This window comes from Achromobacter sp. 1L-A-4-B-C2 (assembly GCF_057291955.1).
Genome location: NZ_JBXAWP010000002.1, coordinates 1002829 through 1028043, shown reverse-complemented (window position 1 = coordinate 1028043; position 25215 = coordinate 1002829). Strand labels below are relative to the sequence as shown.

At 64.5% G+C, this 25215-nt stretch carries 24 protein-coding genes; 18 read left to right on the top strand and 6 right to left on the bottom strand.

The genetic code is table 11. The features are described from left to right. Positions 1-119 precede the first annotated feature (119 nt). The 3 genes from AC0Z35_RS12070 (at position 120) to AC0Z35_RS12060 (ending at position 3238) form a co-directional block, all read left to right on the top strand. Complete coding sequence (locus AC0Z35_RS12070; protein WP_046804555.1) at positions 120-1976, top strand: phosphoenolpyruvate carboxykinase (GTP); 1857 nt, start codon at positions 120-122, stop codon at positions 1974-1976. A 96-nt stretch (positions 1977-2072) separates the two neighbouring features. Then, on the top strand, positions 2073-2612 hold the full coding sequence (locus tag AC0Z35_RS12065) for a PDDEXK nuclease domain-containing protein (protein WP_162941184.1): 540 nt from the start codon (positions 2073-2075) through the stop codon (positions 2610-2612). Beyond that, positions 2609-3238, top strand: a complete 630-nt coding sequence (locus tag AC0Z35_RS12060; RefSeq protein WP_120154815.1) for a class I SAM-dependent DNA methyltransferase — start codon at positions 2609-2611, stop codon at positions 3236-3238. Before AC0Z35_RS12065 ends, AC0Z35_RS12060 begins: the two co-directional genes overlap by 4 nt. A gap of 151 nt (positions 3239-3389) precedes the next feature. On the opposite strand, the gene AC0Z35_RS12055 is transcribed toward AC0Z35_RS12060, so the two are convergent. Beyond that, positions 3390-3716, bottom strand: coding sequence for an antibiotic biosynthesis monooxygenase family protein (locus tag AC0Z35_RS12055; protein WP_104145351.1), 327 nt, complete (start codon positions 3714-3716; stop codon positions 3390-3392). A 158-nt stretch (positions 3717-3874) separates the two neighbouring features. On the opposite strand from AC0Z35_RS12055, the gene pdxR reads away from it, so the two are divergent. The 5 genes from pdxR to AC0Z35_RS12030 all read left to right on the top strand — a co-directional run bounded on the left by pdxR (position 3875) and on the right by AC0Z35_RS12030 (position 9189). Continuing rightward, positions 3875-5401, top strand: a complete 1527-nt coding sequence (gene pdxR, locus AC0Z35_RS12050; RefSeq protein WP_485132035.1) for a MocR-like pyridoxine biosynthesis transcription factor PdxR — start codon at positions 3875-3877, stop codon at positions 5399-5401. Further along, positions 5394-6329 (top strand): LysR family transcriptional regulator, encoded by a 936-nt coding sequence (locus tag AC0Z35_RS12045; protein ID WP_219992182.1) that lies wholly within the window; start codon positions 5394-5396, stop codon positions 6327-6329. Before pdxR ends, AC0Z35_RS12045 begins: the two co-directional genes overlap by 8 nt. A gap of 113 nt (positions 6330-6442) precedes the next feature. Further along, positions 6443-7216 carry an aldolase gene (locus AC0Z35_RS12040; protein WP_046804558.1) on the top strand — a complete coding sequence of 258 codons (774 nt, stop codon included), beginning with the start codon at positions 6443-6445 and terminating at the stop codon, positions 7214-7216. A gap of 29 nt (positions 7217-7245) precedes the next feature. After that, the gene (locus tag AC0Z35_RS12035; RefSeq protein WP_046804559.1) at positions 7246-8577 is read left to right on the top strand and encodes an MFS transporter; all 1332 of its coding nucleotides are present in this window, start codon (positions 7246-7248) and stop codon (positions 8575-8577) included. 3 nt (positions 8578-8580) lie between these two features. Next, positions 8581-9189, top strand: coding sequence for a DsbA family protein (locus tag AC0Z35_RS12030; RefSeq protein WP_485132034.1), 609 nt, complete (start codon positions 8581-8583; stop codon positions 9187-9189). A gap of 73 nt (positions 9190-9262) precedes the next feature. Here AC0Z35_RS12030 and AC0Z35_RS12025 read toward each other — a convergent pair whose 3' ends face one another. The 4 genes from AC0Z35_RS12025 to acuR form a co-directional block, all read right to left on the bottom strand. Next, a complete protein-coding gene (locus AC0Z35_RS12025; protein WP_219992184.1) occupies positions 9263-10465 on the bottom strand; it encodes a trans-sulfuration enzyme family protein in 1203 nt (400 codons plus the stop codon). A gap of 73 nt (positions 10466-10538) precedes the next feature. Next, entirely contained in the window at positions 10539-11546 is a 1008-nt protein-coding gene (locus AC0Z35_RS12020) for an amino acid ABC transporter substrate-binding protein (RefSeq protein WP_370512741.1), read from the bottom strand. Between the two features lie 270 nt (positions 11547-11816). After that, positions 11817-12740: an acrylyl-CoA reductase (NADPH) gene (gene acuI, locus AC0Z35_RS12015; protein ID WP_370512742.1), complete on the bottom strand. Its 924-nt coding sequence runs from the start codon at positions 12738-12740 to the stop codon at positions 11817-11819. A 107-nt stretch (positions 12741-12847) separates the two neighbouring features. Next, entirely contained in the window at positions 12848-13483 is a 636-nt protein-coding gene (gene acuR / locus AC0Z35_RS12010) for an acrylate utilization transcriptional regulator AcuR (protein WP_082134455.1), read from the bottom strand. Between the two features lie 269 nt (positions 13484-13752). On the opposite strand from acuR, the gene AC0Z35_RS12005 reads away from it, so the two are divergent. The 5 genes from AC0Z35_RS12005 to AC0Z35_RS11985 all read left to right on the top strand — a co-directional run bounded on the left by AC0Z35_RS12005 (position 13753) and on the right by AC0Z35_RS11985 (position 18066). Further along, the gene (locus AC0Z35_RS12005) at positions 13753-14733 is read left to right on the top strand and encodes a Bug family tripartite tricarboxylate transporter substrate binding protein (protein ID WP_219992186.1); all 981 of its coding nucleotides are present in this window, start codon (positions 13753-13755) and stop codon (positions 14731-14733) included. Positions 14734-14754: 21 nt separating this feature from the next. Continuing rightward, positions 14755-15987, top strand: coding sequence for an acyl-CoA dehydrogenase family protein (locus tag AC0Z35_RS12000; RefSeq protein WP_485132033.1), 1233 nt, complete (start codon positions 14755-14757; stop codon positions 15985-15987). Positions 15988-15989: 2 nt separating this feature from the next. After that, entirely contained in the window at positions 15990-16652 is a 663-nt protein-coding gene (locus AC0Z35_RS11995; protein ID WP_219992188.1) for a CoA transferase subunit A, read from the top strand. Further along, the gene (locus AC0Z35_RS11990; RefSeq protein ID WP_046804565.1) at positions 16649-17341 is read left to right on the top strand and encodes a 3-oxoacid CoA-transferase subunit B; all 693 of its coding nucleotides are present in this window, start codon (positions 16649-16651) and stop codon (positions 17339-17341) included. The genes AC0Z35_RS11995 and AC0Z35_RS11990 overlap by 4 nt, the downstream gene beginning before the upstream one ends. Before the next feature lie 173 nt (positions 17342-17514). Beyond that, positions 17515-18066 carry a helix-turn-helix domain-containing protein gene (locus AC0Z35_RS11985; protein ID WP_046804642.1) on the top strand — a complete coding sequence of 184 codons (552 nt, stop codon included), beginning with the start codon at positions 17515-17517 and terminating at the stop codon, positions 18064-18066. Between the two features lie 16 nt (positions 18067-18082). Here AC0Z35_RS11985 and AC0Z35_RS11980 read toward each other — a convergent pair whose 3' ends face one another. Next, positions 18083-18946, bottom strand: a complete 864-nt coding sequence (locus tag AC0Z35_RS11980; RefSeq protein ID WP_046804566.1) for a pirin family protein — start codon at positions 18944-18946, stop codon at positions 18083-18085. Positions 18947-19283: 337 nt separating this feature from the next. Between AC0Z35_RS11980 and AC0Z35_RS11975 the strand changes: the two genes are divergently transcribed. The 5 genes from AC0Z35_RS11975 (at position 19284) to AC0Z35_RS11955 (ending at position 25214) form a co-directional block, all read left to right on the top strand. After that, complete coding sequence (locus AC0Z35_RS11975) at positions 19284-19406, top strand: hypothetical protein (RefSeq protein ID WP_262984235.1); 123 nt, start codon at positions 19284-19286, stop codon at positions 19404-19406. A gap of 108 nt (positions 19407-19514) precedes the next feature. Continuing rightward, complete coding sequence (locus tag AC0Z35_RS11970; RefSeq protein WP_120154817.1) at positions 19515-20057, top strand: DNA-deoxyinosine glycosylase; 543 nt, start codon at positions 19515-19517, stop codon at positions 20055-20057. Between the two features lie 129 nt (positions 20058-20186). Further along, positions 20187-20957, top strand: a complete 771-nt coding sequence (gene dsrO / locus AC0Z35_RS11965) for a sulfate reduction electron transfer complex DsrMKJOP subunit DsrO (RefSeq protein ID WP_485132032.1) — start codon at positions 20187-20189, stop codon at positions 20955-20957. A 19-nt stretch (positions 20958-20976) separates the two neighbouring features. After that, a complete protein-coding gene (nrfD, locus tag AC0Z35_RS11960; protein WP_485132031.1) occupies positions 20977-22011 on the top strand; it encodes an NrfD/PsrC family molybdoenzyme membrane anchor subunit in 1035 nt (344 codons plus the stop codon). Between the two features lie 20 nt (positions 22012-22031). Further along, the gene (locus AC0Z35_RS11955) at positions 22032-25214 is read left to right on the top strand and encodes a molybdopterin dinucleotide binding domain-containing protein (RefSeq protein WP_485132030.1); all 3183 of its coding nucleotides are present in this window, start codon (positions 22032-22034) and stop codon (positions 25212-25214) included. The last annotated feature ends 1 nt before the right edge of the window (position 25215 follow it).

Genomic DNA, 25215 nt, shown 5'->3' with positions numbered 1-25215 from the left:
TCGTCCATGAGGATGGGTTGACGGGTTGCCCCGCGCTGCAAGTATGATGGCGCAAATTACATACGGCCCCACGCAATTGGGGCCGTATCACCATTCGTCTAAGCATGGAGATAGCCCCAATGAATAAGCCATTGGATGGGGGGTTGGCTGCGTTGAACGTGCCCGCCTACGTCAAGCATCGCGGCCTGATCGACTGGGTAGCCAGTTTTGTAGCACTGGCCAAGCCCGACCGCGTGGTCTGGTGCGACGGTTCGCAGGAAGAATACGACCGCCTGTGTGAACAGATGGTCCAGGCCGGCACGATGCGCCGGCTCAACCCCGCCAAGCGGCCCAATTCCTTCCTGGCGTGCTCGGACCCGTCCGACGTGGCGCGCGTGGAAGACCGCACCTTCATCTGTTCCGACCGCGCCGAAGACGCCGGCCCCACCAACAACTGGGCCGATCCGGCTGAAATGCGCGACACGTTGAACGGCCTGTTCGACGGCGCCATGCGCGGCCGCACGCTGTACGTCGTGCCGTTCTCGATGGGCCCGTTGGGCTCGGACATCGCCCACATCGGCGTCGAACTGTCCGACAGCCCGTATGTGGTCGTGAACATGCGCATCATGACCCGCATGGGCAAGGCCGTGTACGACGTGCTGGGCACCGACGGCGACTTCGTGCCGTGCGTGCATTCCGTGGGCAAGCCGCTTGCCGCCGGCGAAGCCGACGTGCCGTGGCCGTGCAACCCCACCAAGTACATCGTGCATTTCCCCAAGAGCCGCGAAATCTGGAGCTTCGGCTCGGGCTATGGCGGCAACGCGCTGCTGGGCAAAAAGTGCTTCGCGTTGCGCATCGCGTCCACCATGGGCCGCGACCAGGGCTGGCTGGCCGAACACATGCTGATCCTGGGCGTTACCTCGCCCAAGGGCCGCAAGTATCACGTGGCCGCGGCATTCCCGTCGGCCTGCGGCAAGACCAACTTCGCCATGCTGATCCCGCCGCAGGGCATGGACGGCTGGAAGGTCACCACCATCGGCGACGACATCGCCTGGATCAAGCCCGGCCCCGACGGCCGCCTGCACGCCATCAACCCGGAAGCCGGCTATTTCGGCGTAGCCCCGGGCACCAGCGAGCAGACCAACTTCAACGCGATGGCCACGCTCAAGGCCAACGTCATCTTCACCAACGTGGCGCTGACCGATGATGGCGACGTCTGGTGGGAAGGCATGACCGACACGCCGCCCGCGCACCTGATCGACTGGCAAGGCCAGGACTGGACGCCCGCCATCGCCCGCGAGACCGGCCGCAAGGCCGCGCACCCGAACGCGCGCTTCACCGCGCCGGCCGCGCAATGCCCGTCCATCGACCCCGAATGGGAAAACCCGAAGGGCGTGGTCATCGACGCGTTCATCTTCGGCGGCCGCCGTTCGACCACCGTGCCGCTGGTGACCGAGGCCCGCAGCTGGGTGGAAGGGGTGTACATGGCCGCGACCATGGGCTCGGAAACCACCGCCGCCGCCGTCGGGCAGCAGGGCGTGGTGCGCCGCGACCCCTTCGCCATGCTGCCGTTCTGCGGCTACAACATGAGCGACTACTTCAACCACTGGCTCAAGCTGGGCAAGCAACTGGAAGCCACCGGCGCCACCTTGCCGCGCATTTACTGCGTCAACTGGTTCCGCAAGGGTCCCGACGGCAAGTTCGTCTGGCCGGGCTTTGGCGAAAACATGCGCGTGCTGCGCTGGATGCTGGGCCGTATCGACGGCGAATCCAAGGGCGTGGACCAGGTGTTCGGCGTATCGCCGAGCTACCAGGACATCGACTGGACCGGCCTGGAGTTCACGCCCGACAAGTTCGAGCAGGTCATGTCGGTGGACGCCGACGCCTGGCGCGACGAGCTGGCGCTGCACCACGAACTGTTCGGCCAATTGTCCCAAGGCTTGCCGGAAGACCTGCCCGCCACCAAGACCAAGATCGAAGGCCGTCTGGCCGCCTGAGTCTGACTTGGTCCTAGAAGCCCGCGTGCCCGGTAGGCGCGCGGGCTTTTCTATTTCATGATGGATGCTTCGTTGGGAATCTAAGGAGTAGTCGTCGTGACGAAGTGGAATCTGGGCGAATCCGGCAGTCGGGCAGGCCGCGCAATGCCCGCCGATGCAGCACCGGCGCGTGCGCTGCACATGGCCATCGTGGCGGATATGGAATCCTTCCTGATGCAGCTGGATGTCGGCCTCGCGTTCGTGGCCAGGCAAAAGCGCCTGCGCATCGACAACGACGACCACACCCTGGACTTGCTGTTCTTTCACCGCAAGCTTCGCCGGCTGGTGGCCCTTGTCATGACGCTGGACGAGTCCTGCGTCATCAGCGAGCGGCAGATGGAATCTTGCCTGCGCTGGCTGGACAAATCCGACCGCCGTGCTGAAGAAGCGACGCCGCTGGGCATGATCCTGTGCGCCGGCACGCAAACCGAATACATCCAGCTGCTTGCGCTGACGCCGTCCGGCGTGGAAGCGGCGCAATATCCCACCGACCTGCCGCCCCGCGCGGTGCTGGCGCAGCGCTTGCAGCAGGCGGCGCGGCGCGCCCGGGCGCGACTTGAGCAACGCGCGTCGCAATCGAGCACAATGCCGTCATGAAACTCGATCCGGAAGACTTGGCCAAGATTACCGCGCTGACCTTGGCGAACTACGAAGAGAACGCCGAGGCGTTCGCGGCCAACACGCGTGGACACGATGTCACGCAGAACATTGCCGCGCTGCTGCGCCACATCCGTGTCGAGCCGCCGTACGACATCCTGGATCTGGGCTGCGGCCCCGGCCGCGACCTGATGGCGTTCGCCGCACTGGGCCATCGGCCGGTGGGACTGGACGGCACGCAAAGCTTCGTCAAGATGGCCCGCGCCGCGTCCGGCTGCGAGGTCTGGCACCAGGACTTCCTGCAACTGTCACTGCCCGCCGAACGTTTTGACGGCATCTTCGCCAACGCCGTGTTGTTCCACGTGCCCGGTCAGGAATTGCCGCGCGTGCTGCGCGAGCTATGGTCCGCGCTGCGGCCCGGCGGCGTGCTGTTCTGCTCAAACCCTCGTGGCGGCAACCAGGAAGGCTGGAACCGTGGGCGCTACGGCGCGTACCACGACCTGGAAGGCTGGCGCGCGCTGATGGAGGGTGCCGGCTTCGAAGAACTTGAACACTATTACCGCCCCGACGGCCTGCCGCGCGACCAGCAGCCCTGGCTGGCGACGGTGTGGCGCCGTCCGGGGTAGGGCGCCGGGTTCAACTGCCGGCTTCCTGGCGCCGGTCGCCCGAAGCCGGTCGCCTGAAGCCGGTCGCCCGAAGCCGGTCGCCCGAAGTCGATCTCCCGCCGCCGGTCGCCCGCCGCCGGTCGCCCAAAGCCGGTTCCACGGCCTTGCGCGGTTACTGGACGGGGCGGTTCAACGGATGCGCGATGCCTCCGTCGCCATAGCTTGTGATGACTTCGGCGATGACCACCTGATAACCGCGTAGCCACTTGGCCTGCTGCCGTTTGGCCTTGAGGTGGTCCTTGTGGTCGATCAGCTGCTGCAGGGCTTCGCGGTTGCTCCAGTAATACACGTTGGATACCAGGCCCGTCGCCGGATTTTCCCAGGCTTCCTCGCCCAGATAGCCGGGAATGGACCGCGCGATGGCCGCGATGGCATCGTCCATTTCGTGGAAGGCGCTGTCGTACTCGCCGGGCATGAATGTGAAGGTTGCGGTGTACATAAAGGAAAAAGGCAGGGGAAAAAACCAAGCAGAAGCCAAGCGGAAATCAAGCGCAAAGCCGCGCAGACACGGATAAGAAAAAACGAGACTATGACGCACCTCTGGCACAATGAAAACGTCCAGTCCGATTGATTTTTTTCAAGCCAGTTAAGCCGCTCATGCCTACGTCCCCGGCCAAGCCCCCAGCCGACACCAGCCGCCGCATCTATGAACGCATCAGGGCGCAGATCCTTGATGGCACCTTGCGCGCGGGCATGCCCTTGCCTTCGACGCGGGCGATGGCGCTGGACCTGGCGGTGTCCCGCACCACGATCACGACGGTCTACGAACAGCTGGCCGCCGAAGGCTACGTTGAGACCAGCCTGGGCCGCCGAGCGCGCGTGGCGGCCGGCGCCGCCCACGCCGATGTGAATCCACGGCCGGCCATGGCAGCGCCGGATGCGGTGCTGCGCTTGTCGGCGTACGGCAAGAAAGTGCGCGGCTTTCTCGACAAAGATGGGCCGCAGGTTTTTGGCGCCGATCCGCGCGTTATTGATTTTCTATATGGCGCCTTGGCCTTTGACGACTTCCCGGTGCTGGCGTGGCGCAAAGCCTATAACCGAGCCTTGGTACAACGCCAGCCTAGTCTTTATTACCAGGCTCCCCAGGGTGAACTTGCGCTGCGTGTGGCGCTGCAAGGCTATTTGCGCCGGGCACGGGGGCTGGCCTGTCACGCCGACCAGATCCTTATCGTGCATGGCTCGCAACAGGCAATCGATCTATGCGCGCGCGTACTGGTGGACGCTGACGATACGGTGCTGGTCGAAGACCCTTGCTACGTGATGGCCCGCCGCCTGTTCGAGGCCGTGGGGGCGGATGTGCGCGAAGTGCCTGTGGACGAACAAGGGCTGCTGTCCGAGGCCCTGCCCGAAGAACGCACGCGCCTGGTCTACGTGACGCCGTCGCACCAGTTTCCCTTGGGCGGCGTGATGCCCATCGCCCGCCGCAGGGCGCTGCTGGCGTGGGCGGCCAGGCAGCGGGCATGGATCGTCGAAGACGACTACGACGGTGAATTCCGCTATGGAATGCGTCCCGTCGATACGCTGCAATCCATCGACGATTCAGGCGCCGTCATCTATGTCGGCACGTTTTCCAAAGCCCTGTCCCCGCAGATGCGAATGGGCTATCTGGTGCTGCCACCCAGCCTGGTCAGCGTGTTTCGAGAGGCCAAGCGGCTGATGGACCGGCACGCCCCCCGGCTGGAACAGGCGGCGCTGGCTTCGTTAATTGAAGACGGGTCGTATGAACGCCACGTGCGACGTTGCCGGCGGCAAAACGAAGCGCGCCGCGTCGCCCTGCCGCGCGCCCTGGAACGCCACCTGCCCGACGCCGTCCAGGTGGCGGGTTCGGCCTCCGGCTTGCACGTGGTGGTGTGGGTGCCCGGGGTGGCAGAGGCTGACGAGCCTGAGCTGGTCAGCCTGGCCCGGCAGCACGGCGTGGGCGTTCGACCCATCTCACCCCTGTATTTCAAGGGCGAGGCGCACCGCTCGCATTGCTGCGCCGGCCTTGTTCTGGGCTACGCCAGTCTGGCGCCCGCGGCCATTGACGAGGGCGTGCTGCGGCTGGCTCGCGCCATCCAGACATTACGCGCCGGCAGCACCGCTGCCGGCATCAGCATCGACTCCTCGGAAACGCGCCGTGCCTAAATTGAACCTTCCGCCTGTCGATGCCGACGTTGACAAGGGCACCGGCGATTCCGATCGCCGGCTGCGGTATTTTCTGACGATTGCCGCGTGCGGGTCCATGTCCCGCGCCGCCGACGAACTGGGCATTTCGCAACCCAGTCTTAGCCGGCAGATATCCGCCTTGGAAGCCTATTTGGGCCGCCCGGTTTTTGATCGCAACGGGCGGGGCATGGTGCTTAGCGACGTTGGGCGCACGTTGCACCGCGCGGTGGCACCCGCGTTTCAATTGATCGATGACACCGTTGCCAAGACGCGGGATTCCAGTTCGGCCGGTTCTTCGTCGCTGCGCATCGCGGCGGTGCACACGCTGACTTATTACTTCCTGGGCGATCTGGTGTCGGCGGTGGCTCACGAAGGGGGTGATGCCAATCTGCACTTGATGGCGCGCAGTTCGCCGGAAGTGGTCGACCTGGTGGCCTCGGGCAAGGCGGAATTGGGTTTCGTGTACGACTCGGCCGTCGCCAGCCCCGGCCTGGTGTCCGTCCCACTGTTTGAAGACCAGATGTGCCTGATCGCCCGGATCGACGATGACGCCTACGACGAGACGACCGATATCTGGTCGCGGCCGTTGCGGCTGGTGGCCTTTCCCGAGCACTACGCACTGCGAAAAATGCTGCACCATTCGCGGCTGAACTATGTGGTGTCGGCCGAGACCGACACGGTGGATTCTGCGCTGGAACTCGTGTCGGCGGGCATCGGCAACTGCCTGTTGCCGACCCGCATGCCCGACCGCCTGTTGCAGGACCACCGGCTGAAGAAAATTACCATCACCGGGGGACGGCTGGCGCGTAAGGTAGTGGCGATCCACCGCGACGGCTACGCACTGTTTCCGCTGGCGGCGCTGACGTTGCAGATCGCGCAGCGTCTTTGCAAGCGTATGACCGAATAACTGAATGACTGAATGACTGAATAGCTGATATAGCCTCAGACGCATCGACGTCGCTTTGCGCACTTCTCATACTCGGCCCACCGACTCCGTGTCGACTTCACAAAGGGTAAGAGATGAGCGACGAGCTCCGCAGCAAAGCGTATTTCGACGAGCGCGCCACGCAAGAGATGGCGCAACACCTCAAAGGCCAGGATCGGTCCTTGAATGAAACCCTGGCCTACGCCTGTCGCATCCTGGCGATGACGGGGCAAGAAGCGGGCTTGGCGGGGCAGATCAGCGCGCGATCGGACACGCCAAATGCCTATTGGACACTACGCTTCGGCCTGGGCTTTGACGAAGCCACGCCTGACGACTTTATCGAGGTCGACCAGGACCTGAATACGATTTCCGGCACCGGCATGGCCAACCCGGCCACCCGTTTTCACCTGTGGGTGTACCGCAATCGGCCCGACGTCCAATCGATCATCCACACGCATTCGCCTTGGGCGACCACGCTGGCCACCGCGCGCCAGCCTTTGGTTGTGGCGCAGATGGACATGGCGCCGCTGTTCGACGATTGCGCCTTTCTTGGCGAATGGCCGGGCGTGCCGATTGCAGACGAAGAGGGCGTGATCATTTCGGCGGCATTGGGCCAAAAGAAGTCTATTTTGTTGGCCCATCACGGCTATCTGACCGCCGGCGTTTCGGTCGAGGAAGCCACCTATCTGTCCGTTTACCTGGAACGCGCCGCGCGCTTGCAGGTGCGCGCCCAGGCGTTCGGCCCATTGACGCCGGTGGACGCGAGGCTGGCGAAGGAAGCGCACGACTACCTGCTCAAGCGCTCCATTGTCCAAGCCACTTTCAATTACTGGTCCCGTCAGACGGACCGGCTTGCCGGCCCGAAATAAGCCGCGCCTACCTCCGCAAGGAACACCAAATGAACGACAAGAACACCCAATCCAATCAGGGTGGCAAGGGGAAGTCGCGCCAGCACGTTACGGCGGGCATTGCCAGCTTCATGGGCACCACGATCGAGTGGTATGACTACTTCCTGTACGGCACCGCCGCGGCGCTGATTTTCAACAAGATTTTCTTTCCCGCTTTCGATCCCATCACCGGGACGCTGGCCGCCTTCGCCACCTATTCGGTGGGCTTTTTTGCCCGGCCACTGGGCGGCGTCATCTTCGGGCATTTCGGCGACCGGGTCGGTCGCAAGTCCATGCTGTTGATTACGCTGTTTTTGATGGGCATACCGACCATCCTCATCGGGCTGATCCCGTCTTACGACAGCATCGGCTATTGGGCGGCCGTGTTGCTGGTCTGCATGCGATTTTTGCAGGGCATTGCCGTGGGCGGCGAATGGGGTGGGGCCGTGTTGATGGCCGTGGAACATGCGCCCGAAGGCAAGAAAGGGTTCTTTGGCAGCTTGCCGCAAGTGGGTGTGGCGCCGGGCCTGATCCTGTCGTCGCTGGCGATGGCGGCGGTAGCGCAGCTGCCCGAAGAAGACATGTTGTCCTGGGGATGGCGCGTGCCCTTCGTGGCCAGCGTCGTGCTGTTGTTGGTCGGCTGGTTCATCCGGGTCAAGGTGGCGGAATCGCCCGACTTTCAGAACATGGAAAACAAGGGAGAAAAAGTCGATGTGCCCGCCAAGGTCGTGCTGAAGAAGTATCCCCGTGAAGTGTTGGCCGTTATCGGCGGGCGCCTGGCCGAAGTGACCTGGTTCTATACGGTGGTGACCTTTGCCTTGGCGTATGCGACGGGAAGCCTGGGCGTGCCCCGTGCCGTGATGCTGGACGCGACCATCTGGGGCGCGGCAGCGGCGCTGTTCACCATGCCGTTGTTCGGCATTCTTGGCGACCGCGTCGGCTATCGCTCGGTGTTCATCCTGGGGTCACTGGCCATCATCTTCTATGCGCCCACCTTTTTCACGCTGCTGCAGACCGGCCAGCCTGGCAGCATCAATTGGGCGATGATCATTGCGGTGGGCTTGATCTATGGTTGCTTGTATGGGCCGCAGGGCAGCTTGTTTTCATCGCAGTTCCCGCCGGAAGTGCGCTACAGCGGAATATCGCTTGCCGTGCAGGTGTCGGGCGCCATCGGCGGCGGCCTGGCGCCGTTGATCGCTACGTCGCTGTTGGCTTACGCCGACGGCAATCCCAAGTACATCGTCTGGTACCTGAGCATTCTTGGCGTTATCGCAGCGGCCAGCGCGCTGTTCATGCACGGACCCGAACGGTTCAACGCCCGTCAACCCATCACGACGCGCTAAGCCATGGACAAGAACATCGACTATTACTTCTGGATCAACTCCGACTGGGCCTATCTAGGCGCGCAGCGGCTGGACGCGCTGGCCGCGCGGCATGGCGTCGGCATCAACTATCGGCTTGTCGATCTGCCCGACGTCTATCGACGTACCGGCGGCGTGCTACTCGGCCAGCGGTCGCCCGAGCGGCAGGCCTATCGCATTGCCGAACTGAAGCGCTGGTGCCGGCTGTTGGAGACGCCGGTCAACCCGCAGCCGGCGTTCATGTGTCCCAACGGGGACCTGGCGTCGCGACTGGTGATCGCGGCCCTGGAAGTGCCCCAGCCCATCACACCGCTGTACACGCGGATACTGCGAGCCGAGTGGTGTGACGACGAGGACATTTCCGACCCCACGGTGTTGCGCCGCATTCTGGCCGAGCAGGGATACGCGGCGCAGGCGATCTTTGACCGGGCGGCGCAGCCGGACATCGAAGCCCGTTATAGAAAGAACACCGACGATGCGGTCGCGGCGGGCGTGTTCGGGTCGCCCAGTTATGTCTATGACGGTGAGGTCTTCTGGGGGCAGGATCGCCTGGATATGCTGGACCGCGCGATCACGCTTGAACGCGCGGGCTGACCCCGACACCGGGGCGGTCGCCCGGCAGGCCGCCGGGGGCCGCCCGCGGCCCCGGCGCGTTGCTGGCGAAGGATCAAGCCAGCGCTTGTCTCAGATCGTCCAGCAGATCGTCGATGTCTTCCAGGCCAACCGACAGCCGAACCAGCCCAGGGCTCACGCCCGGGCTCAGGCGCAGACTCGGATTGATCTTCTTGCGCGCGTCGACCATGCCCGCCGTGTGATAGATCAGCGAATCCGTGTCGCCCAGGCTGATGCCGCGCGCAATGATGTTGAGCTTGTCAATCATCGGCGCCACGCCGTCAAAGCCGGCTTTCAGTTCGAACGACACCATGCCGCTGCCGGCCGACATCTGCCGGCGGGCGATATCGCGGTCGGCAAAGTCGGGCAGGAAGGGGTAGATAACGCGGGCCACGGCCGGGTGCGCGGACAGCATCTGGGCCACCGCCAAGGCGTTTTTGCTATGGCGCTCCATGCGGATATCCAGCGTCTTCAGCCCGCGCAGCACCAGAAAGCAGGACATCGGTGACGGCGTGGCGCCGGTCAGGTACTTGGCCCCGGCCGCGCGTATGGCCTCAATGGTGTCGCGACGGCCGATCGCCACCCCGCCCAGAATATCGCCATGCCCGTTGAGGTACTTGGTCAAGGAATGGATAACCAGGTCGGCCCCGTGTTCGATGGGGCGTTGAAGCGCGGGCGATGCAAACGTTGAATCCACGATCACCATGGCGCCAACGCGCTTTGCCGCCTGAGCAATACGCTGGATGTCCAGCACTTCGCAAGACGGATTGATGGGCGTCTCGAAATAGACCAGCTTGGTGGCCGGCGTGATCGCTGCCTGGGTGCCGGCCGCTGTGCTCAGATCGGCGCGCACCACTTTTACGCCGAACTTGGGCAGCCCCTCATCCATCAAGGCGCCGGCGGTGTTGTAGATGGTGTGGTGCACGACGATTTCATCACCGGCCGCAAGCAAGGTCAGCAACGTGGAGGCAATGGCACCCATGCCCGAGGCCGTCACAATGGCGGCTTCGGCGCCCTCCAGCGCCGCCAGCCGATCTTCCAGCAGCTTTTGCGTGGGATTTTGTTGGCGACCGTATACGCAGCGGTCGCTGTCGCCCGAGAACACCGCCTGAAATTGCTCGGTGGATTCAAATGCGTAGGTCGATGTCAGGAAGATGGGGGGCGACACGGCGCCTTCAAAGGCCACAGGGTCGTAGCCGTGGTGGATCGCCTTGGTGGCAAAGCCCGGCGGGCGAGTGTCTTTGGCGTGGTCTTTCATCATTGCGTCCTGGGAGATGTCCTGTCGGTTCGGTGGTTTGGTTCGATTCGATTGGATTCGGGAGCCGCCAGGCCTACCGGATCGGCCAGCCATACATGATTCCGCCCTTGCTGTAGAGCGCGTTCATGCCACGCTCCAGTTTCAGGGCGCTTGTCATTCCCAGCGTACGCTCGTAGATCTCGCCGTAGTTGCCGACCCGTTTGACGATGTTGTAGGCCCATTTGTCCTCCAGTCCCAGGTTCTTGCCCATGCCGGGAACGACGCCAAGGATTCGTTGCACGTTGGGGTTTGCGCTTTTCAGCATGTCGTCCACATTGGCCTGCGTGATGCCGTATTCCTCTGCTTCCAGCAAGGCGTTCAACGTCCAGCGCACCGTGTTGAACCACTGCTCGTCGCCTTGGCGCACCATCGGCCCAAGCGGTTCCTTGGACAGCGATTCCGGAAAGATGATGTACTCGGCATCGCTGCCCAAGTTGCGGCGCGTGGCGGCAAGCATGGATTTGTCGGCAGTGATCGCATCGCATCGGCCTGCCGAGAAGGCACGCAGGATCTCATCGAACTTGTCCAGCACCACCGGTTTGAAGGTAATGGCATTGCCTCGGAACCAATCGGCCAGGTTCAGCTCGGTTGTCGTGCCGGGCAGAACGCAGATCGTCGCGCCATCCAGCGCTTTCGCGCTCTTGATGCCGATCGCGGTCTTGGCCATCAGCCCCTGGCTGTCGTAGTAATTGACCCCGGCGCCAATTAGCCCCAACGACGTGTCTCGCGTCATGGTCTGCGTCGTGTTGCGGGTCAGCACATCAACCTCGCCCGACTGCAACGCGGTAAAGCGGGCTTGTGTGGTCAACGGAACGATCTTGGATTTTCCTGGGTCGGCAAACATTGCCGCTGCAATCGCGCGGCAGGTGTCCACATCGATGCCTTGCCACACGCCGCGGCTGTCGGTGTAGGCGAAGCCGGGCAGATCCGTCGTGACGCCACATTGGACAAAGCCGCGCTTCTTGATGTTCTCGAACGTGGCGCCGGCGTGGGCGGCTTGCGTGCACAGCGCGGCAAGGCTCAAGGCGCTAAGGATCGGCAGGATTCTCAAGGCAGGGCTCCCGGAGGGGGTAGGCGAGACGTCTGATCGGCGCTCCGCAGGACGCTTATAATGTGTCGTTCATGACTCAAAGTGTCCATGAGGGTATACGCTAGCGGTTCCTCCGCTGCCGAATCCGGGGCTATTCCCGGGCGCGGGAACAGCCGCTTTGCTCCTATGAAAAGCGATAGCGGCCGCGCGTCCCGGTAATTGTCGGGCGCATTCTGGTACGGAAGAATTCGCGCAAACTGGCCCAGTTCAAACGCCTACGCGTCAGGCGTTGACGTCCACTACGACGCGCCCCTGCACCTTGCCTGCCATCAGGTCGTGCGCGGTGGCGACGGCTTCGCGCAGGGGGATGTCGCGGCTGATGCGGTCGATGATGTCGGCGGGCAAGTCCGTGGCAAGCCGGCTCCATGCCTGAATGCGTTCGGCGCGCGGGCGCGTCACGCTATTGACCCCTAACAGGCTGACGCCGCGAAGAATGAACGGTGCGACCGACGCCGGAAAGTCCAGGCCTTGCGCCATGCCGCAGGCAGCCACGGCGCCGTCTGCCTTTACGCTGGCGCACAAGTTGGCCAGTGTGTGGCTGCCGACGGAATCGACCCCTGCGGCCCAACGCTCTTTTTGCAGCGGCTTGCCGGGCGCGGAAAGGGTCGACCGGTCGATGATGTCCGCCGCGCCCAAAGCGGTCAGGTAATCGCGTTCATTGGGTCGGCCGGTAGCGGCCACGACGCGGTATCCCAGCTTGTGCAGGATGGCAATGGCGTAGCCGCCGACACCGCCATTGGCGCCGGTCACGAGGATGTCGCCGGCGTCCGGCCGGATGCCGGCCTTTTCCAGCGCGATGACGCACAGCATCGCCGTATAACCGGCGGTGCCGATGGCCATTGCCTGCCGGCTCGATATGCTGTCGGGCGCCGGTATCAGCCACTGCGCATCCACCCGCGCGAACTGGGCCAGGCCGCCCCAGTGCTGCTCTCCCACGCCCCAACCATTCAGGATGACGCGTTGTCCGGGTTTGAAATCCGCGTGGTCGCTGTGTTCAACCACCCCGGCCAAGTCGATGCCCGGCACCATCGGGAAGCTGCGTACGATCGGGCCCTGTCCCGTGATGGCCAGCGCGTCCTTGTAGTTCAAGGTGCTGTAGTCCACTTTGACCAGCACGTCCGCCTGCGGCAGGCGGCTTTGTTCCATCTGTTGAATCGACGCGCGGTAACCGCTGTCGTCTTTCTCGATCAAGATGCCATTAAACATGGAAGCTCCGTAAGAGGGGCCGGGCCGGTCGGCCGGCGTAAGCGGGATCAGCCTGGCAGACCCGCAAGAAAACCATCAAGAAAGATGTCCATGGGCGCGGCGCTGCGCATCATCTTGGCGCGCAGAACCGCGCCTTCCCAGCCAATCCAGAAGAACCGGGCAAGCGACTCGCAATCCGCTTGCGCGCCGAGGGCGCCTTGCTCTTGGGCGGCTATCAGGCAGGCCGCCACGCGCGCTTCCCACTCCTGAAGAATCCCGTTCATGGCCTGGCGGTACGGCTCCGGCAGCGCGCCCACTTCCTGGCCGAAGTTTCCAATCAGGCAGCCGCGAGCGTAGTCATGCCGCGCCATCCCTTGCTTGGCGTCGTCAACGAAATTACGCAGGCGTTGCAAGGGCGGGGTGGATGCGTCAAGCAGCCAGCGGTCAAGCTTCCTGCCGAAGTAGTCGTCGTAAGCCTGCATCACTTGAAGGCCGAAGTCTTCCTTGTTCTTGAAGTAGTGATAGAAGGAGCCTTTCGGGACGGTGGCGCGCTTGAGGATGGCGTCCAGTCCCGTGGAGGTGAATCCCCGTTCGGTCAACAACTGCATGCCGACCCGGATTAGCAGGTCGCGGGTTTCGACCAGCGCCAAGGACGCCTGGGCACGCGTTCTGCGGCCGGTTCGTGCAGGGGGTGTCGTGTTCATTGGCGCAGTATAGACCGATCGTTTCTTATTTCAAGTGCGCCGTTTGCCGCGCTATGACTCCTTGCTTGGGGGCCTGAAAATTTGCATAAATCCCTGTTTTATCGGGGAATATAGGAATTTTTTCGTTATCGTTACCACGGTCTGTGGCGGCCTTTGGACCAAATATTTTCGACGCCCCGGTAGTTTCCCTGATGACACAAAGTGTACATACGTCGATACTTTCCCCACGGTCGGTGCGTTGACGCCAAGGCCAACAAAAGGGGAAGTTCATGAAATTTGGATTGTCACGACTGTTGGCGGCGAGCTTTTGTGTGGTGGCGATGGGCTCCAGTTCCCATGTGTTGGCCGACGCGTATCCCGGCAAGCCCATTCGCCTGCTTGTCGGTTTTCCGCCCGGCGGGCCGACGGACATCATCGCGCGGTTGATCGGCAAGGGCCTGTCGGAACAACTGGGCCAGCCCGTCGTGGTCGAGAATCGCGGCGGGGCCGGTGGGGTGATCGCTGCACGGGCAGTGGCCGCGGCCGCGCCTGATGGCTACACCTTGCTGGTCAGCGTGGAATCGTCGCAGACGCGTGGGGTAGCGTTGAACAAGACGTTGCCGTACGACGCCGCCAAGGACTTCACTTACATCGGAAAAATAGCCAAACAGCGCAACCTGGTCGTCATCGATCCCAAGCTGCCGATACCCGATGTCAAGGGCTTGATCGCCTACGCCAGGAAACACCCCGGCGAGCTGAATTACAGCGGAACCTACGGCGCAACGTCGCACATTGGCGGCGCCTTGTTCGATATGGACAACGGCGTAAAGATGACCTTCGTGAGCTATCCCGGGGGCGCGCAGCCAATCACTGACCTGATTGCGGGCGTCGTGCAGGTGGGTTTCTTCACCGAAGCCACGATTGCCGCGCACGTGAAGTCGGGAAGGCTGAAGGCGTTGGCCATCGCGGCGCCCGAGCGGTCGCCGGATTTCCCGGACGTGCCCACGTTGGCCGAGGCGGGCGCCCGCCCCATGGAACTGTCGCCCTGGTTCGGCCTGACCGGCCCGGCCGGCATGGACGCGGGCGTGGTTCAGCGCTTGAGCCAGGCCGTGTCGACGCTGGTGCGCAGCCCGACCTTTCAGGCGCAACTGGCAACGATCGGCGCGGTGCCGATCCCGGGCTCAACACCGCAGGCATTCCAGAAAGACGTGAACCAGGAAATCGCGTACTGGAAGACCTTCGTGGTCGACGCCAACATTCCCGTCAACTGAGCACCCTGAACGAGCACGATGATGACTGCCTCTTCCTCGACCGGCGCCAGTCTGGCCGGAAAATTGGGGTTCTTTGCCCCATTGGACGCATTGCTCAATGACGCCGAACAACGTGCCATTCAACAAGCCCGGGCCTTTTGCCACCAGCACGTAGCCGCAGCCGCCCATGCCGCCTTTACATTGGGCGAGCCGTATCCGATCACGATCCTGCATGACTGGGCCGCGCAACGCTTTCTGGCCTTGCAGGCGCCCGAATCGGCGGGGGGGCTCGGCGCGTCATTTCTGTGCAAGATCCGCTTGGCCCAAGAGGTCGCGCGACACAGCTTTGCCACGGCCTTTTCGCTGAACAACCTTCAGGGCTCCGTCACGCGGGTCGCGCGCGGGGGCAGCGCCAGGCAACAGCAGGCTTACCTTGCCGGGCTGGCAAGCGGGCAGTTGCTGGGCGCGCCGGCCTTGTCCGAACCCCAGGCGGGCAGCGATCTTTCCGCCTTGTCGATGCGCGCCGAGCGCTCTGGCCAGCGTTGGCTGCTGTCGGGCACCAAGCGTTGGGTGACCAATGGGCAGATCGTGAACCTGCCGCTGGTGATGGCCAAAGCAGTGCCGCCTGGGCAGGACGAGGGGCCGATCGCAAGCTTCCTCGTGGACCTTGGCGCGCCCGCGCCGACGTGGTCGCGCCGGGAAATCAGCACGGTGGGCGGAGCGTCGTTTCGGCTTGCGGAGATCGAACTGCGGGAACACCCCGTGCCCGACTGGGCCATGCTGGGCGCGCCTGGCGATGCGTTCAAGGCGTCGATGGCCACGATCAACGCCGCGCGTGTTCATGTGGCGGCGATGTGCACCGCAACGCTGTACTCGGCGCTGGCCGAAACCGTTGCCTATTGCGCCGACCGAACCACCTTCGGCCAGCCGCTGATCGGCCACCAGGGCTTGCGCTGGGAATTGGCCGAGGTCGCCACGCGTCTGGAAGCGGCCAACGCGCTAATGGTGCAGGCGGCCCGCCATCTCAACGACGGCAACGACGCCGTGACGGTGGCGGCCCAGGCCAAGAAGTTTGCCGTGGATACCGCCATCTGGGGAGTGGACCAGTGCCTGCGCTGCGTGGGCGCGATCGGCACCACGCCCGCGTTGCGCTTGTCGATGCATCAGGCGGAACTGCGCTTTGCCGCCTACACGGACGGCACTGGCCAGCTGTTGCTGGACCGGGTCGGAAAGAACCTGGCCAAAGATTATTGCGTGACGACGGAAGGGGAATAGACGTGAGAAACATCGTTGTGGACGGGGCCGGCGCGGCCCTATCTGGATTGCAGGACGGACACACCGTGATGGTGGGCGGCTTTGGCGGGGCGGGCCTGCCCCGGCGCCTGATCGAAGCCGTCTTGGCCGCTGGCGTGCGCGACCTGACGGTGATTTCAAACAATGCCGGCTCCGGCGCGGGCGACCTGTCGGCGTGGTTCGAGGCGAAGATCGTTCGCAAGATCATCTGCTCTTACCCCAGAAGCGCCGCGGCGTTTGCTGAGCAGTATCGAGCAGGCACGGTTGAACTGGAGTTGGTGCCGCAAGGCACGCTGGTTGAGCGGATTCGCGCGGCCGGGGCCGGGCTGGGCGGATTCCTGAGCCCCGTCGGCGTGGGTACGCTGTTCGAGCATGGCAAGCAACAGCTGGAAGTCGGCGGCAAGACCTACTTGCTGGAGCTGCCGCTGAAAGCGGATTTTGCGCTGCTGCGAGGCCGCGCCGCCGACACCATGGGCAATGTGGTCTACAACAAGACGGGCCGCAATCACCAGGCGGTCATGGCCACCGCTGCCGACACCGTCGTGGTGGAGGTGGCTGAAATTTTGGCTCCCGGCAACCTGGACCCCGAAGCCATCATCACGCCCTGCATCTTTGTAGACAGGGTTTTTCTAGCGGAGCGCGCATGAACCCCTTGACCCGAGACAGCATGGCCAGAATGGTCGCGCACAGCCTGCCGCGCAATGCCTTTGTGAATCTGGGCATCGGCGCGCCGACCCTGATTGCCGATCATCTGCCCGACGAACTGGGTGTGATTCTGCATAGCGAGAACGGCATGCTCAACCTGGGCCCCAAACCGGCCCCGGGTGAGGAAGACTTCGACCTGATCAATGCGGGAAAAAGCCCCGTCACGATCAAGACCGGCGGAGCCTTCTTTGACTCCAGCATGGCATTCGCGATGATGCGGGGCGGGCACATCGACGTGGCGGTGCTGGGCGCCTTTCAGGTGTCCGCATCTGGCGACCTGGCCAATTGGAATACCGGGAATGTTGACGGCGCGCCGCCCGCGATCGGCGGCGCCGTTGACCTGGCCGTGGGCGCCAAGCAGATCTGGGTCATGATGGATCACGTGACCAAGGACAACGTGCCCCGCCTGGTAAGGCGTTGCACCTTGCCATTGACGGCGGTGGGCGTGGTCAAGCGCGTATTCACCAACTATTGCGTCATGGCCGTGGAGCCAGATGGCCTGCGCGTCGAGGCGGTACGGCAAGGGCTGACGCCGGAGGCACTGCAAGCCATGACTGAGGCGCCGCTTCAGTTTGGCTGCCGCCTTGGGGTTATCCGCGAAGACGGCACTATGGAGCCGGCGGGCGCGTGATGCAACACAGCGCCCTTTGAGGAAGCCGGCGGCCGTTCGCCTGGAACGAATGAGCGCTTGAACGCATGAACGCAGGCGGGCGCGATCGGCCGCACGAATCTGCATACAATCCCCAGGATATCAACCCGGCCGCCCACCGCGCGGTGCCGATACCCATCCTGAAGGATTTCTACGTGGCGCTAAAACTGAAGCTTCTTCGCGTGCAGGCAGGCCTGACCTTGGAGCAGTTGGCACAGTCCTGTGGGCTGACGCGTAGCTACATATCCAAAGTCGAGCGGGGAATTTCCACGCCGTCGATCGAAACCGCGTTCAAGCTCGCCCATGCATTGGGCGTGAACGTGGATCGCTTGTTCGGCAAGTCGGAACAGCGCGACGAATTTTCCATCGTGCGCGCCAAGGATGCCGGACCCGACGAAGCCAGCGAATACCTGTCGCTGGTGGCCGGTGCCAATGGCAACCGGCTGATGCGTGCCTTTGTCATCCGGCCTGGCCAGTTCAACGGCGGGCGGGCCAAAAAGCGGATTCTGAGCCATCACGACGGCGAGGAGATCCTGTACGTGCTGGCGGGCAAGCTGGAACTGACGGTGGGCGACAGAAAGGAAATCCTGGATGTGGGCGATTGCGTCCAGTTCAATTCATCAATGCCGCACAAGCTGGTTTCCGTAGGAAAAAAAGAAGGGGTGGGGCTGATCGTGGTGACCAGCCGCGACCCCATGCTGCTTTAGCGGCACCCCTTCTGTATCAATGCATCTGCCCGTAGCGGCCGGCGTTGAAGTCCTGGATGGCTTCGACGATCTGTGCTTGCGTGTTCATCACGAAGGGGCCATAGCCCACCACGGGTTCATCGATGGGCTCGCCGCTCAAGACCAGGAACACCGCGTCGTTGTTGGCTTCAACGGTGATGTCTTCGCCGTCTTGTGAAAACAACGCCAGCTGCGCGTCGCGCGCCACGGATTCGCCGTTGATGAGCAGCGTGCCGCGCAGCACCACCAGCATGCTGTTGCGGCCAGCGGCGACCGGGAAGGTCGCGGACTTGCCCGCCTTCAGGCGCACGTCCCACACGTCCATCGGCGTGAAGGTGCGGGCCGGGCCGGCGTGGCCGTCGAAGTTGCCCGCGATGACGCGGACGCTGCCCGCCTCGTCCGGCAATGCCGCCACCGGAATGTCCGCGTTCAAGATGCCTTGATAGCCCGCCGCCGCGCCCTTGTCCTTGGCCGGCAGGTTGACCCACAGCTGCACCATTTCCAGCTCGCCGCCGGTGCGCGTGAACGCCGGGGAATGGAATTCCTCATGCAGGATGCCCGAGGCGGCCGTCATCCATTGCACGTCGCCCGGGCCGATGACGCCGCCGTTGCCGGTGGAGTCCCGATGCTCGACCTCGCCGCTGTAGACGATGGTGACGGTTTCAAAACCGCGATGGGGATGCTGGCCCACGCCGCGCGGGTGGTCGGCCGGTTCGAACTTCGCCGGGCCGGCGTAATCCAGCAGCAAGAAGGGGCTGACATTCTTGCCCTTGTCGTTGTACGAGAACATCGAGCGCACGGGGAACCCGTCGCCGACCCAGTGGGGGCGGGGGGCGGCGTGCAGGCCGAGGATCTTTTTCATGGCGTCTATTCCTATTGCGCGGCCCCTTCGGAGCCGTTCGTCATGGGGATAAAGGTTAGGGCGGAACAGGGCTTTCAGTAGTTCGGATTTTGATAAGGACTGTTCCATGAATCGGACGACCCCCGGCCTTGTCTTGCGCGGATCCTGAAGAACGGCGGCTCATTCTTAGGGCTATCAGCCAGAAGAACGAGGCGCCATTTTTTAAGAATAATCCGATTTTTAGGACGGGCTTGTCTCCCTATCGTGAAGCCCTTGCCGCCGGACGCACGACGTTGCCCGGCCCGGCTTTTCTTCTTGCCACCCGATATCCGACACCCAATACCTGACGCCCAGATCCATGACGACCCCTTTGCTTTCCCGCCTCCGTTCCCACGCCGCGCACCTGTCCGTGGCCGCCGTCGCCCTGGCCGTGGGGTTGCTGACCGGCAAGATCTGGATGCTGTGGCAGGCGCTGTCCTGACCCGGCATTGCGCCCGCCGGCGGTATCCCGCCTTGAGCCCGCCGGCGGTATCCCGCTTTCATCCGACCGGCGTATCGCCGCTTCGGCCAGCTGGCGTATCCTGCCGCCATGAAACCTGACGAGACTCTCGCGCCCGACGGCCCCACCGACCATGTCCGGGGCTTTGCGCCGGTTGCCGCGCCCGATGCGCGGGTGTTGGTGCTGGGGTCCATGCCGGGGGTGGCTTCGTTACGCCAGGCGCGCTATTACGGCCACCCACGCAACGCGTTCTGGCCCATTGCGGCCCAGGTGCTGGGCTTTGATGCGGCGCTGGAATACCCGCAGCGGCTGCAAGCGCTGCGCGCCGCGGGCGTCGCGCTGTGGGACGTGCTGGATGCCTGCGAGCGGCCGGGCAGCCTGGATGCCGACATCCGCCACGACACCCTCGTGCCCAATGATTTCGCGGCCTTTTTCGACGCCCACCCGGCCGTCGCGCGCGTGTGTTTCAACGGGGCCAAGGCCGGGGCGCTGTATCGGCGGTACGTGCTGCCGACGTTGCCGCCGCAGGCACGCGCGCTGGACTACGTGGACCTGCCATCGACCAGCCCGGCCCATGCCGCCGCGTCCTTCGACATGAAGCTGGCAGCCTGGCGCGCCGCGCTGACTTTGTAATCCCGGCCATCGCCAACGGGGAAAGGGCGCACGGATCTCTGTCCCCGATTTGATTCAGATCAACGGTCTATATAACTTCCGGTGATAAGGTAATAACAACAAGAAGTTACCTGTCCGGAGTTATCCGCAATGCCCCCATCCCCCGTCTCTTCCGACCCCCCTTTGCGGGATAAACGCGGCTTCCTCAAAGGGCTGCTCGGCCTTGGCGCCGCCGCCACCGTCATCCCCATCCACGCCGAAGCCACAGGCCTGAACGGCCAGCCGCCGCGCCGCCCCGGCATGGCGGGCAAGCGCTACGGCATGGTCGTCGACATGCGCAAGTGCATTGGCTGCCAGTCCTGCACGGTCAGCTGTTCACTGGAAAACCTGCCGCCCATCGGCCAGTTCCGCACCACCGTCCTGCAATACGAAGTGACTCCCGACGATGGCGGCCCCTGCGCCATGGTGATGCTGCCGCGCCTGTGCAACCACTGCGACAACCCGCCCTGTGTGCCGGTCTGCCCGGTGCAGGCCACGTTTCAGCGCGAAGACGGCATCGTGCTGGTCGACAACGAACGCTGCGTGGGCTGCGCCTATTGCGTGCAAGCCTGTCCGTACGACGCCCGCTTCATCAACCACGACACGCAAACGGCCGACAAATGCACGTTCTGCGAACACCGGCTCGAAGCCGGGCTGCTGCCGGCCTGCGTGGAAAGCTGCGTGGGCGGCGCGCGCGTCATCGGCGACATGAACGACCCGGACAGCGCCATCTCGAAGCTGCTGGTGGAGCACAAGGCCGACATCAAGGTGCTGAAACCTGAAATGAAGACCGACCCCCACGTCTACTACATCGGCTTGCCCGATGCGTTCGTCCACCAGGTCGACGGCCAGGCCGGCGTGCGCCTGGCTGGCGGGCATTGAGCCATCAAAGGGGACTTTCATGCAGATCTCGGAATTGCTCACGCCGGTTTACGACGCCGCCTGGCTGCCTTGGGCCGTGCAGTATTTCTTTCTTATCGGCATCGCGGCCACCACGGCGTTGACCGCCGCCTTTTCGGCGTTCGGCCCGGCGGGGTCGCCGTTGCGCCGTTTGTTGCCAGCCGCCGTGGCCGTGCTGCTGGTCAGCGCCATCGCCGCGCCAGTTTCTCTGCTGGCCGACTTGCATCAGCCCGGCCGATTCTGGCACTTCTATGCGCACCTGACGCCCTGGTCGTGGATGTGGCTGGGCGCCTTGTTGCTGCCTGTATTCGTCGGCCTGTCGGTGCTGTTTTGCGCGGCGTGGTGGTGGGGGCGCATCGGTTGGCTGCGCGTGTTGGCGGTCGGGCTGGCGCTGTCTGCCGCGTCCATCCTGGTCTACACCGGCGCCGAAGTCATGGTGCTGCGGTCGCGGCCCCTGTGGCACACGGCGTTCCTGCCCGTGAACTTCGCGTTGACGGCCTGGCTGGGCGCGTTGGGCGCCATGTTCCTGGTGGGCCGCTGGTTGCCCGGCGGCATGAAGGCCTTGCCGGTGGAGACGTTGCGCGGGCTGAGCTTGTCCGCCGTGATTTTGATGGCGGTGGGCGCGGGCGCCTGGGCGGGCTTGGGCCTGTTGGGCGCCGACCCGTCGTTTGACGCGGCGTTACGGCTGTTCGCCGACTTTCCCATCTGGCGCATCAGCCTGGCGGGCGCGGTTATCACGGGCCTTTGCATGATTGCGTTGTTGCAACGGCCGGCCCAAGCGCTTGCCGCACCGCTGCCCTCGGCCACGTTGGCGCTGATGATGCTGGGCGCCGCCTGGATCTTCCGCTGGGTGGTCTTCATGAGCGTGCAGGGCGTGCCCAAGTATGGCGCGGGCCTGTATCTGTATGACATGCCGTGGGGCAGCGATGGGCTGCTGGGCATGGTGGGGGTGCTGGGGCTGTGCGTGGCGCTGATCACGGCGGTGACCTGGGCCCTGGAAAGCTACCCGGCGCGCAAGCGCGGCTTGGCGGGCTGACCGCAATGGAACACGAAGCAATGAACAAGCAACACGAAGACGACAAGCCCGGCGTGGATACGCCGGATGACGCCGCCCGGCGCAAGCTGATGGTGCGCGGCGGCATGGTCGCCGGTGGCATGGCGGCCTTTGCGGCCGGCTACGGCGAAACGGTGGCGCGGGCCGTCAAGGGCCTGGCCCAGGGCACGGCCGGCGTGCCGACCGCGCACGCGGTGCGCGGCAACTCGTTGACGCCCGAATTTCGCATCGACCCGCTGACCGGCGTCTTGAGCGCCCAGCCGGGCCAGACAGTCAGCCCGTCCAGCTGCCTGGGCTGCTGGACACAGTGCGGCGTGCGCCTGCGCGTGGACACCGCGCAAAACCGCATTCTGCGTGTGGCCGGCAACCCATACCACCCCTTGGCCACGACGCGGCCGGCGGCCATGGAAGCGCCCGTGCGCGAGGTCTACGCGCAGCTGGGCGGCGACAACGGGCTGGAAGGGCGCGCCACATCCTGCGCGCGCGGCTCGGCCATGCTTGAACAGATGCACAGCCCGTACCGCGTGCTGCAACCGCTAAAGCGCGTGGGTGCGCGCGGGGAAGGAAAGTGGCAAAGCATTTCGTTCGAGCAGCTGGTGCAGGAAGTGTGCGAAGGCGGCGACCTGTTCCGCGAAGGCCACGTTGACGGGCTGCGCGCCATCTATGACCGCGACACGCTGCTGGACCCGGAAAACCCCGAGTACGGCGCGCGCGTCAACCAATTCCTGTTCACGGATGCGTCCAACGAAGGCCGCACGCCGCTGATCCAGCGCTTTGCCGCGCAGTCTTTCGGCACCGTCAATTTCAGTAATCACGGGTCGTATTGCGGACAGAGCTTTCGGGTGGGCGCGGGCGCCGCATTGGGCGACCTGAAGGGCATGCCGCATGGCAAGCCGGATTGGGACAACGCGCGTTTCGGCCTCTTCATCGGGGCGGCGCCCGCGCAGGCCGGCAATCCGTTCCAGCGCCAGGCCCGGCAGTTGGCCGAGGCGCGCGTGCGTCCGCAGGCCGACAGCTTTACCTACGTGGTCGTGTCGCCGGTATTGCCGGCCTCGTCCAGCCTGTCGGCCGGTTCCGGCAACGAATGGGTGCCCGTGAATCCCGCCAGCGACCTGGCGTTGGCCATGGGCCTGATCCGCTGGATTCTGGACAACGAACGCTTTGACGCCAAGGCGCTGGCGCAGCCCGGGCCGCAGGCCATGAAGGCGGCGGGCGAGGCCGCCTGGACCAACGCCACGCATCTGGTCGTGGCCGAACCCGGCCACCCGCGCCTGGGCACTTTTTTGCGTGGCGCGGACATGGGCTGGCCGCGCCCCACGGACGCCGGCGACAAGTGGGAAGACGTGTACGTGGTGCGTCGTGATGATGGCACGCTGGCCCCGCACACGGACGCATCGCCCGCGACGCTGTTCGTGGACGAACGCCTCGCTGCACCGGGCCTGGCGGGCGCGCCGGATGCGCTGCGCGTCTGTTCGTCGCTGACCCTGCTGCGCGAGGAATCGCATCGCAAATCGCTGGATGAATACGCCGACCTGTGCGGCGTGCCGGCGGAAAAGATCGCCCAGCTGGCGCAGCGCTTCACCAGCTACGGCAAGCGCGCCGTGGCCGACGCGCATGGCGGCACGATGAGCGGCGCCGGCTTCTACACCGCCTACGCCATCGCGATGCTCAACACGCTGGTGGGCAACCTGAACGTGGACGGTGGCCTGGTGCTGGATGCCGGCCCGTTCCCGCCTTACGGCCCGGGCCCGCGCTACAACATCGCCGGCTTTGCCAACCGCGCCACGCCCAAGGGCGTTGCCTTGTCGCGCAACCGTTTTCCCTACGAGAAATCCAGCGAATTCTCGCGCAAGAAGGCGGCGGGCCAGCCCGCCTATCCCGCATCGGCGCCGTGGTATCCGGCCACCGGCGGGCTAAGTTCCGAAATGCTGGCCTCCGCGCTGGCGGGGTACCCGTATCGCGCCAAGGTGTGGTTCAACCACATGAGCAACCCGGTCTACGGCATCGCGGGCTTCAAGTCCCTGCTGGCCGACAAGATGAAGGACCCCCGCATTCTGCCGCTGTCGGTGTCGATCAACCCGTTCATCAACGAGACCAACGCGCTGGCCGACTACATCGTGCCCGACACCGTTACCTATGAAAGCTGGGGCGTGTCGGCGCCGTGGGCCGACGTGGTCGCCAAGGCGTCCACCGTGCGCTGGCCGGCCGTGCAGCCGTTGGTGGCGCGCACCGCCACCAATGAACCGGTCTGCCTGGAAACGTTCCTGATCGCCTGCGCCAAACGCCTGGGCATGCCGGGCTTTGGCGCCAACGCCATCACGGACAAGGACGGTGGCAAGCACGCGCTGGACACGCCCGAGGACTTCTTTTTGCGCGGCATGGCCAATATCGCGTTCGCGGGCGGACGCGCCGTGCCCGAGGCCACCGACGAAGACATGGCCTTGACCGGCGTGGAACGCTATCGCGACCTGCTGCAACACAAGCTGAAACCGGGCGAGTGGCGGCAGGTGGCGATGCTGATGAGCCGGGGCGGGCGTTTCGACAAGATGGACGACGCCTGGGTGCAAAGCGGTTCGGGCCGGCAGACGCGCGCGGCGTACGCCAAGCCGCTGCACGTATGGAGCGAGGACCTTGCCGGGTTCCGCCACGCCATGACCGGCGAGCGTTATAGCGGCTGTCCCACGTGGTATCCGCCGCGCCTGGCGGATGGGCGCGACGTGCGCGCCGAGTATCCCGCGCAGGATTGGCCGTTCTTGCTGACTTCGTTCAAGTCGAATCTGATGAGCTCGATGTCGATCGGGGTGAACCGGCTTCGGCAGGTGCATCCGCATAACCCGGTGTCGATCAACCGCCAGGACGGCGAACGGCTGGGCATCCGCAACGGCGACGCGGTGCGCATCGTGACGCCAGGCGGCGCGGTGAGCGGGCTGGCGCTGCTGCGAGACGGCATCCAGCCGGGCGCCGTCGGCATCGAACACGGATACGGCCACACCGAACTGGGCGCGCGCGCGCACGTCATCGACGGCAAGGCCATGGCGCACGACGCGTCGCTGGCGGCGGGGGTCAACCTGAATGACCTGGGCTTTGGCGACGCCACGCGTGGCGTGCACGCCAACGTGTGGATCGACTGGGTCTCCGGCGCCGCCGTGCGCCAGGGCTTGCCGGCGCGGATCGAGCGGGTCTGAG

Excerpts from the sequence above, each read along its gene's own strand:
- dsrO (WP_485132032.1), top strand. The coding sequence starts at position 20,187 with ATGCCCCCATCCCCCGTCTCTTCCGACCCCCCTTTGCGGGATAAACGC.
- AC0Z35_RS11970 (WP_120154817.1), top strand. The coding sequence starts at position 19,515 with ATGAAACCTGACGAGACTCTCGCGCCCGACGGCCCCACCGACCATGTC.
- nrfD (WP_485132031.1), top strand. The coding sequence starts at position 20,977 with ATGCAGATCTCGGAATTGCTCACGCCGGTTTACGACGCCGCCTGGCTG.
- acuI (WP_370512742.1), bottom strand. The coding sequence starts at position 12,740 with ATGGAACAAAGCCGCCTGCCGCAGGCGGACGTGCTGGTCAAAGTGGAC.
- AC0Z35_RS12040 (WP_046804558.1), top strand. The coding sequence starts at position 6,443 with ATGAGCGACGAGCTCCGCAGCAAAGCGTATTTCGACGAGCGCGCCACG.
- AC0Z35_RS12000 (WP_485132033.1), top strand. The coding sequence starts at position 14,755 with ATGACTGCCTCTTCCTCGACCGGCGCCAGTCTGGCCGGAAAATTGGGG.
- AC0Z35_RS12055 (WP_104145351.1), bottom strand. The coding sequence starts at position 3,716 with ATGTACACCGCAACCTTCACATTCATGCCCGGCGAGTACGACAGCGCC.
- AC0Z35_RS12070 (WP_046804555.1), top strand. The coding sequence starts at position 120 with ATGAATAAGCCATTGGATGGGGGGTTGGCTGCGTTGAACGTGCCCGCC.
- AC0Z35_RS12030 (WP_485132034.1), top strand. The coding sequence starts at position 8,581 with ATGGACAAGAACATCGACTATTACTTCTGGATCAACTCCGACTGGGCC.
- AC0Z35_RS12025 (WP_219992184.1), bottom strand. The coding sequence starts at position 10,465 with ATGAAAGACCACGCCAAAGACACTCGCCCGCCGGGCTTTGCCACCAAG.
- AC0Z35_RS12035 (WP_046804559.1), top strand. The coding sequence starts at position 7,246 with ATGAACGACAAGAACACCCAATCCAATCAGGGTGGCAAGGGGAAGTCG.
- AC0Z35_RS11975 (WP_262984235.1), top strand. The coding sequence starts at position 19,284 with ATGACGACCCCTTTGCTTTCCCGCCTCCGTTCCCACGCCGCGCACCTG.
- AC0Z35_RS11955 (WP_485132030.1), top strand. The coding sequence starts at position 22,032 with ATGAACAAGCAACACGAAGACGACAAGCCCGGCGTGGATACGCCGGAT.
- AC0Z35_RS12005 (WP_219992186.1), top strand. The coding sequence starts at position 13,753 with ATGAAATTTGGATTGTCACGACTGTTGGCGGCGAGCTTTTGTGTGGTG.
- AC0Z35_RS12060 (WP_120154815.1), top strand. The coding sequence starts at position 2,609 with ATGAAACTCGATCCGGAAGACTTGGCCAAGATTACCGCGCTGACCTTG.
- AC0Z35_RS11990 (WP_046804565.1), top strand. The coding sequence starts at position 16,649 with ATGAACCCCTTGACCCGAGACAGCATGGCCAGAATGGTCGCGCACAGC.
- AC0Z35_RS11980 (WP_046804566.1), bottom strand. The coding sequence starts at position 18,946 with ATGAAAAAGATCCTCGGCCTGCACGCCGCCCCCCGCCCCCACTGGGTC.
- pdxR (WP_485132035.1), top strand. The coding sequence starts at position 3,875 with ATGCCTACGTCCCCGGCCAAGCCCCCAGCCGACACCAGCCGCCGCATC.
- acuR (WP_082134455.1), bottom strand. The coding sequence starts at position 13,483 with ATGAACACGACACCCCCTGCACGAACCGGCCGCAGAACGCGTGCCCAG.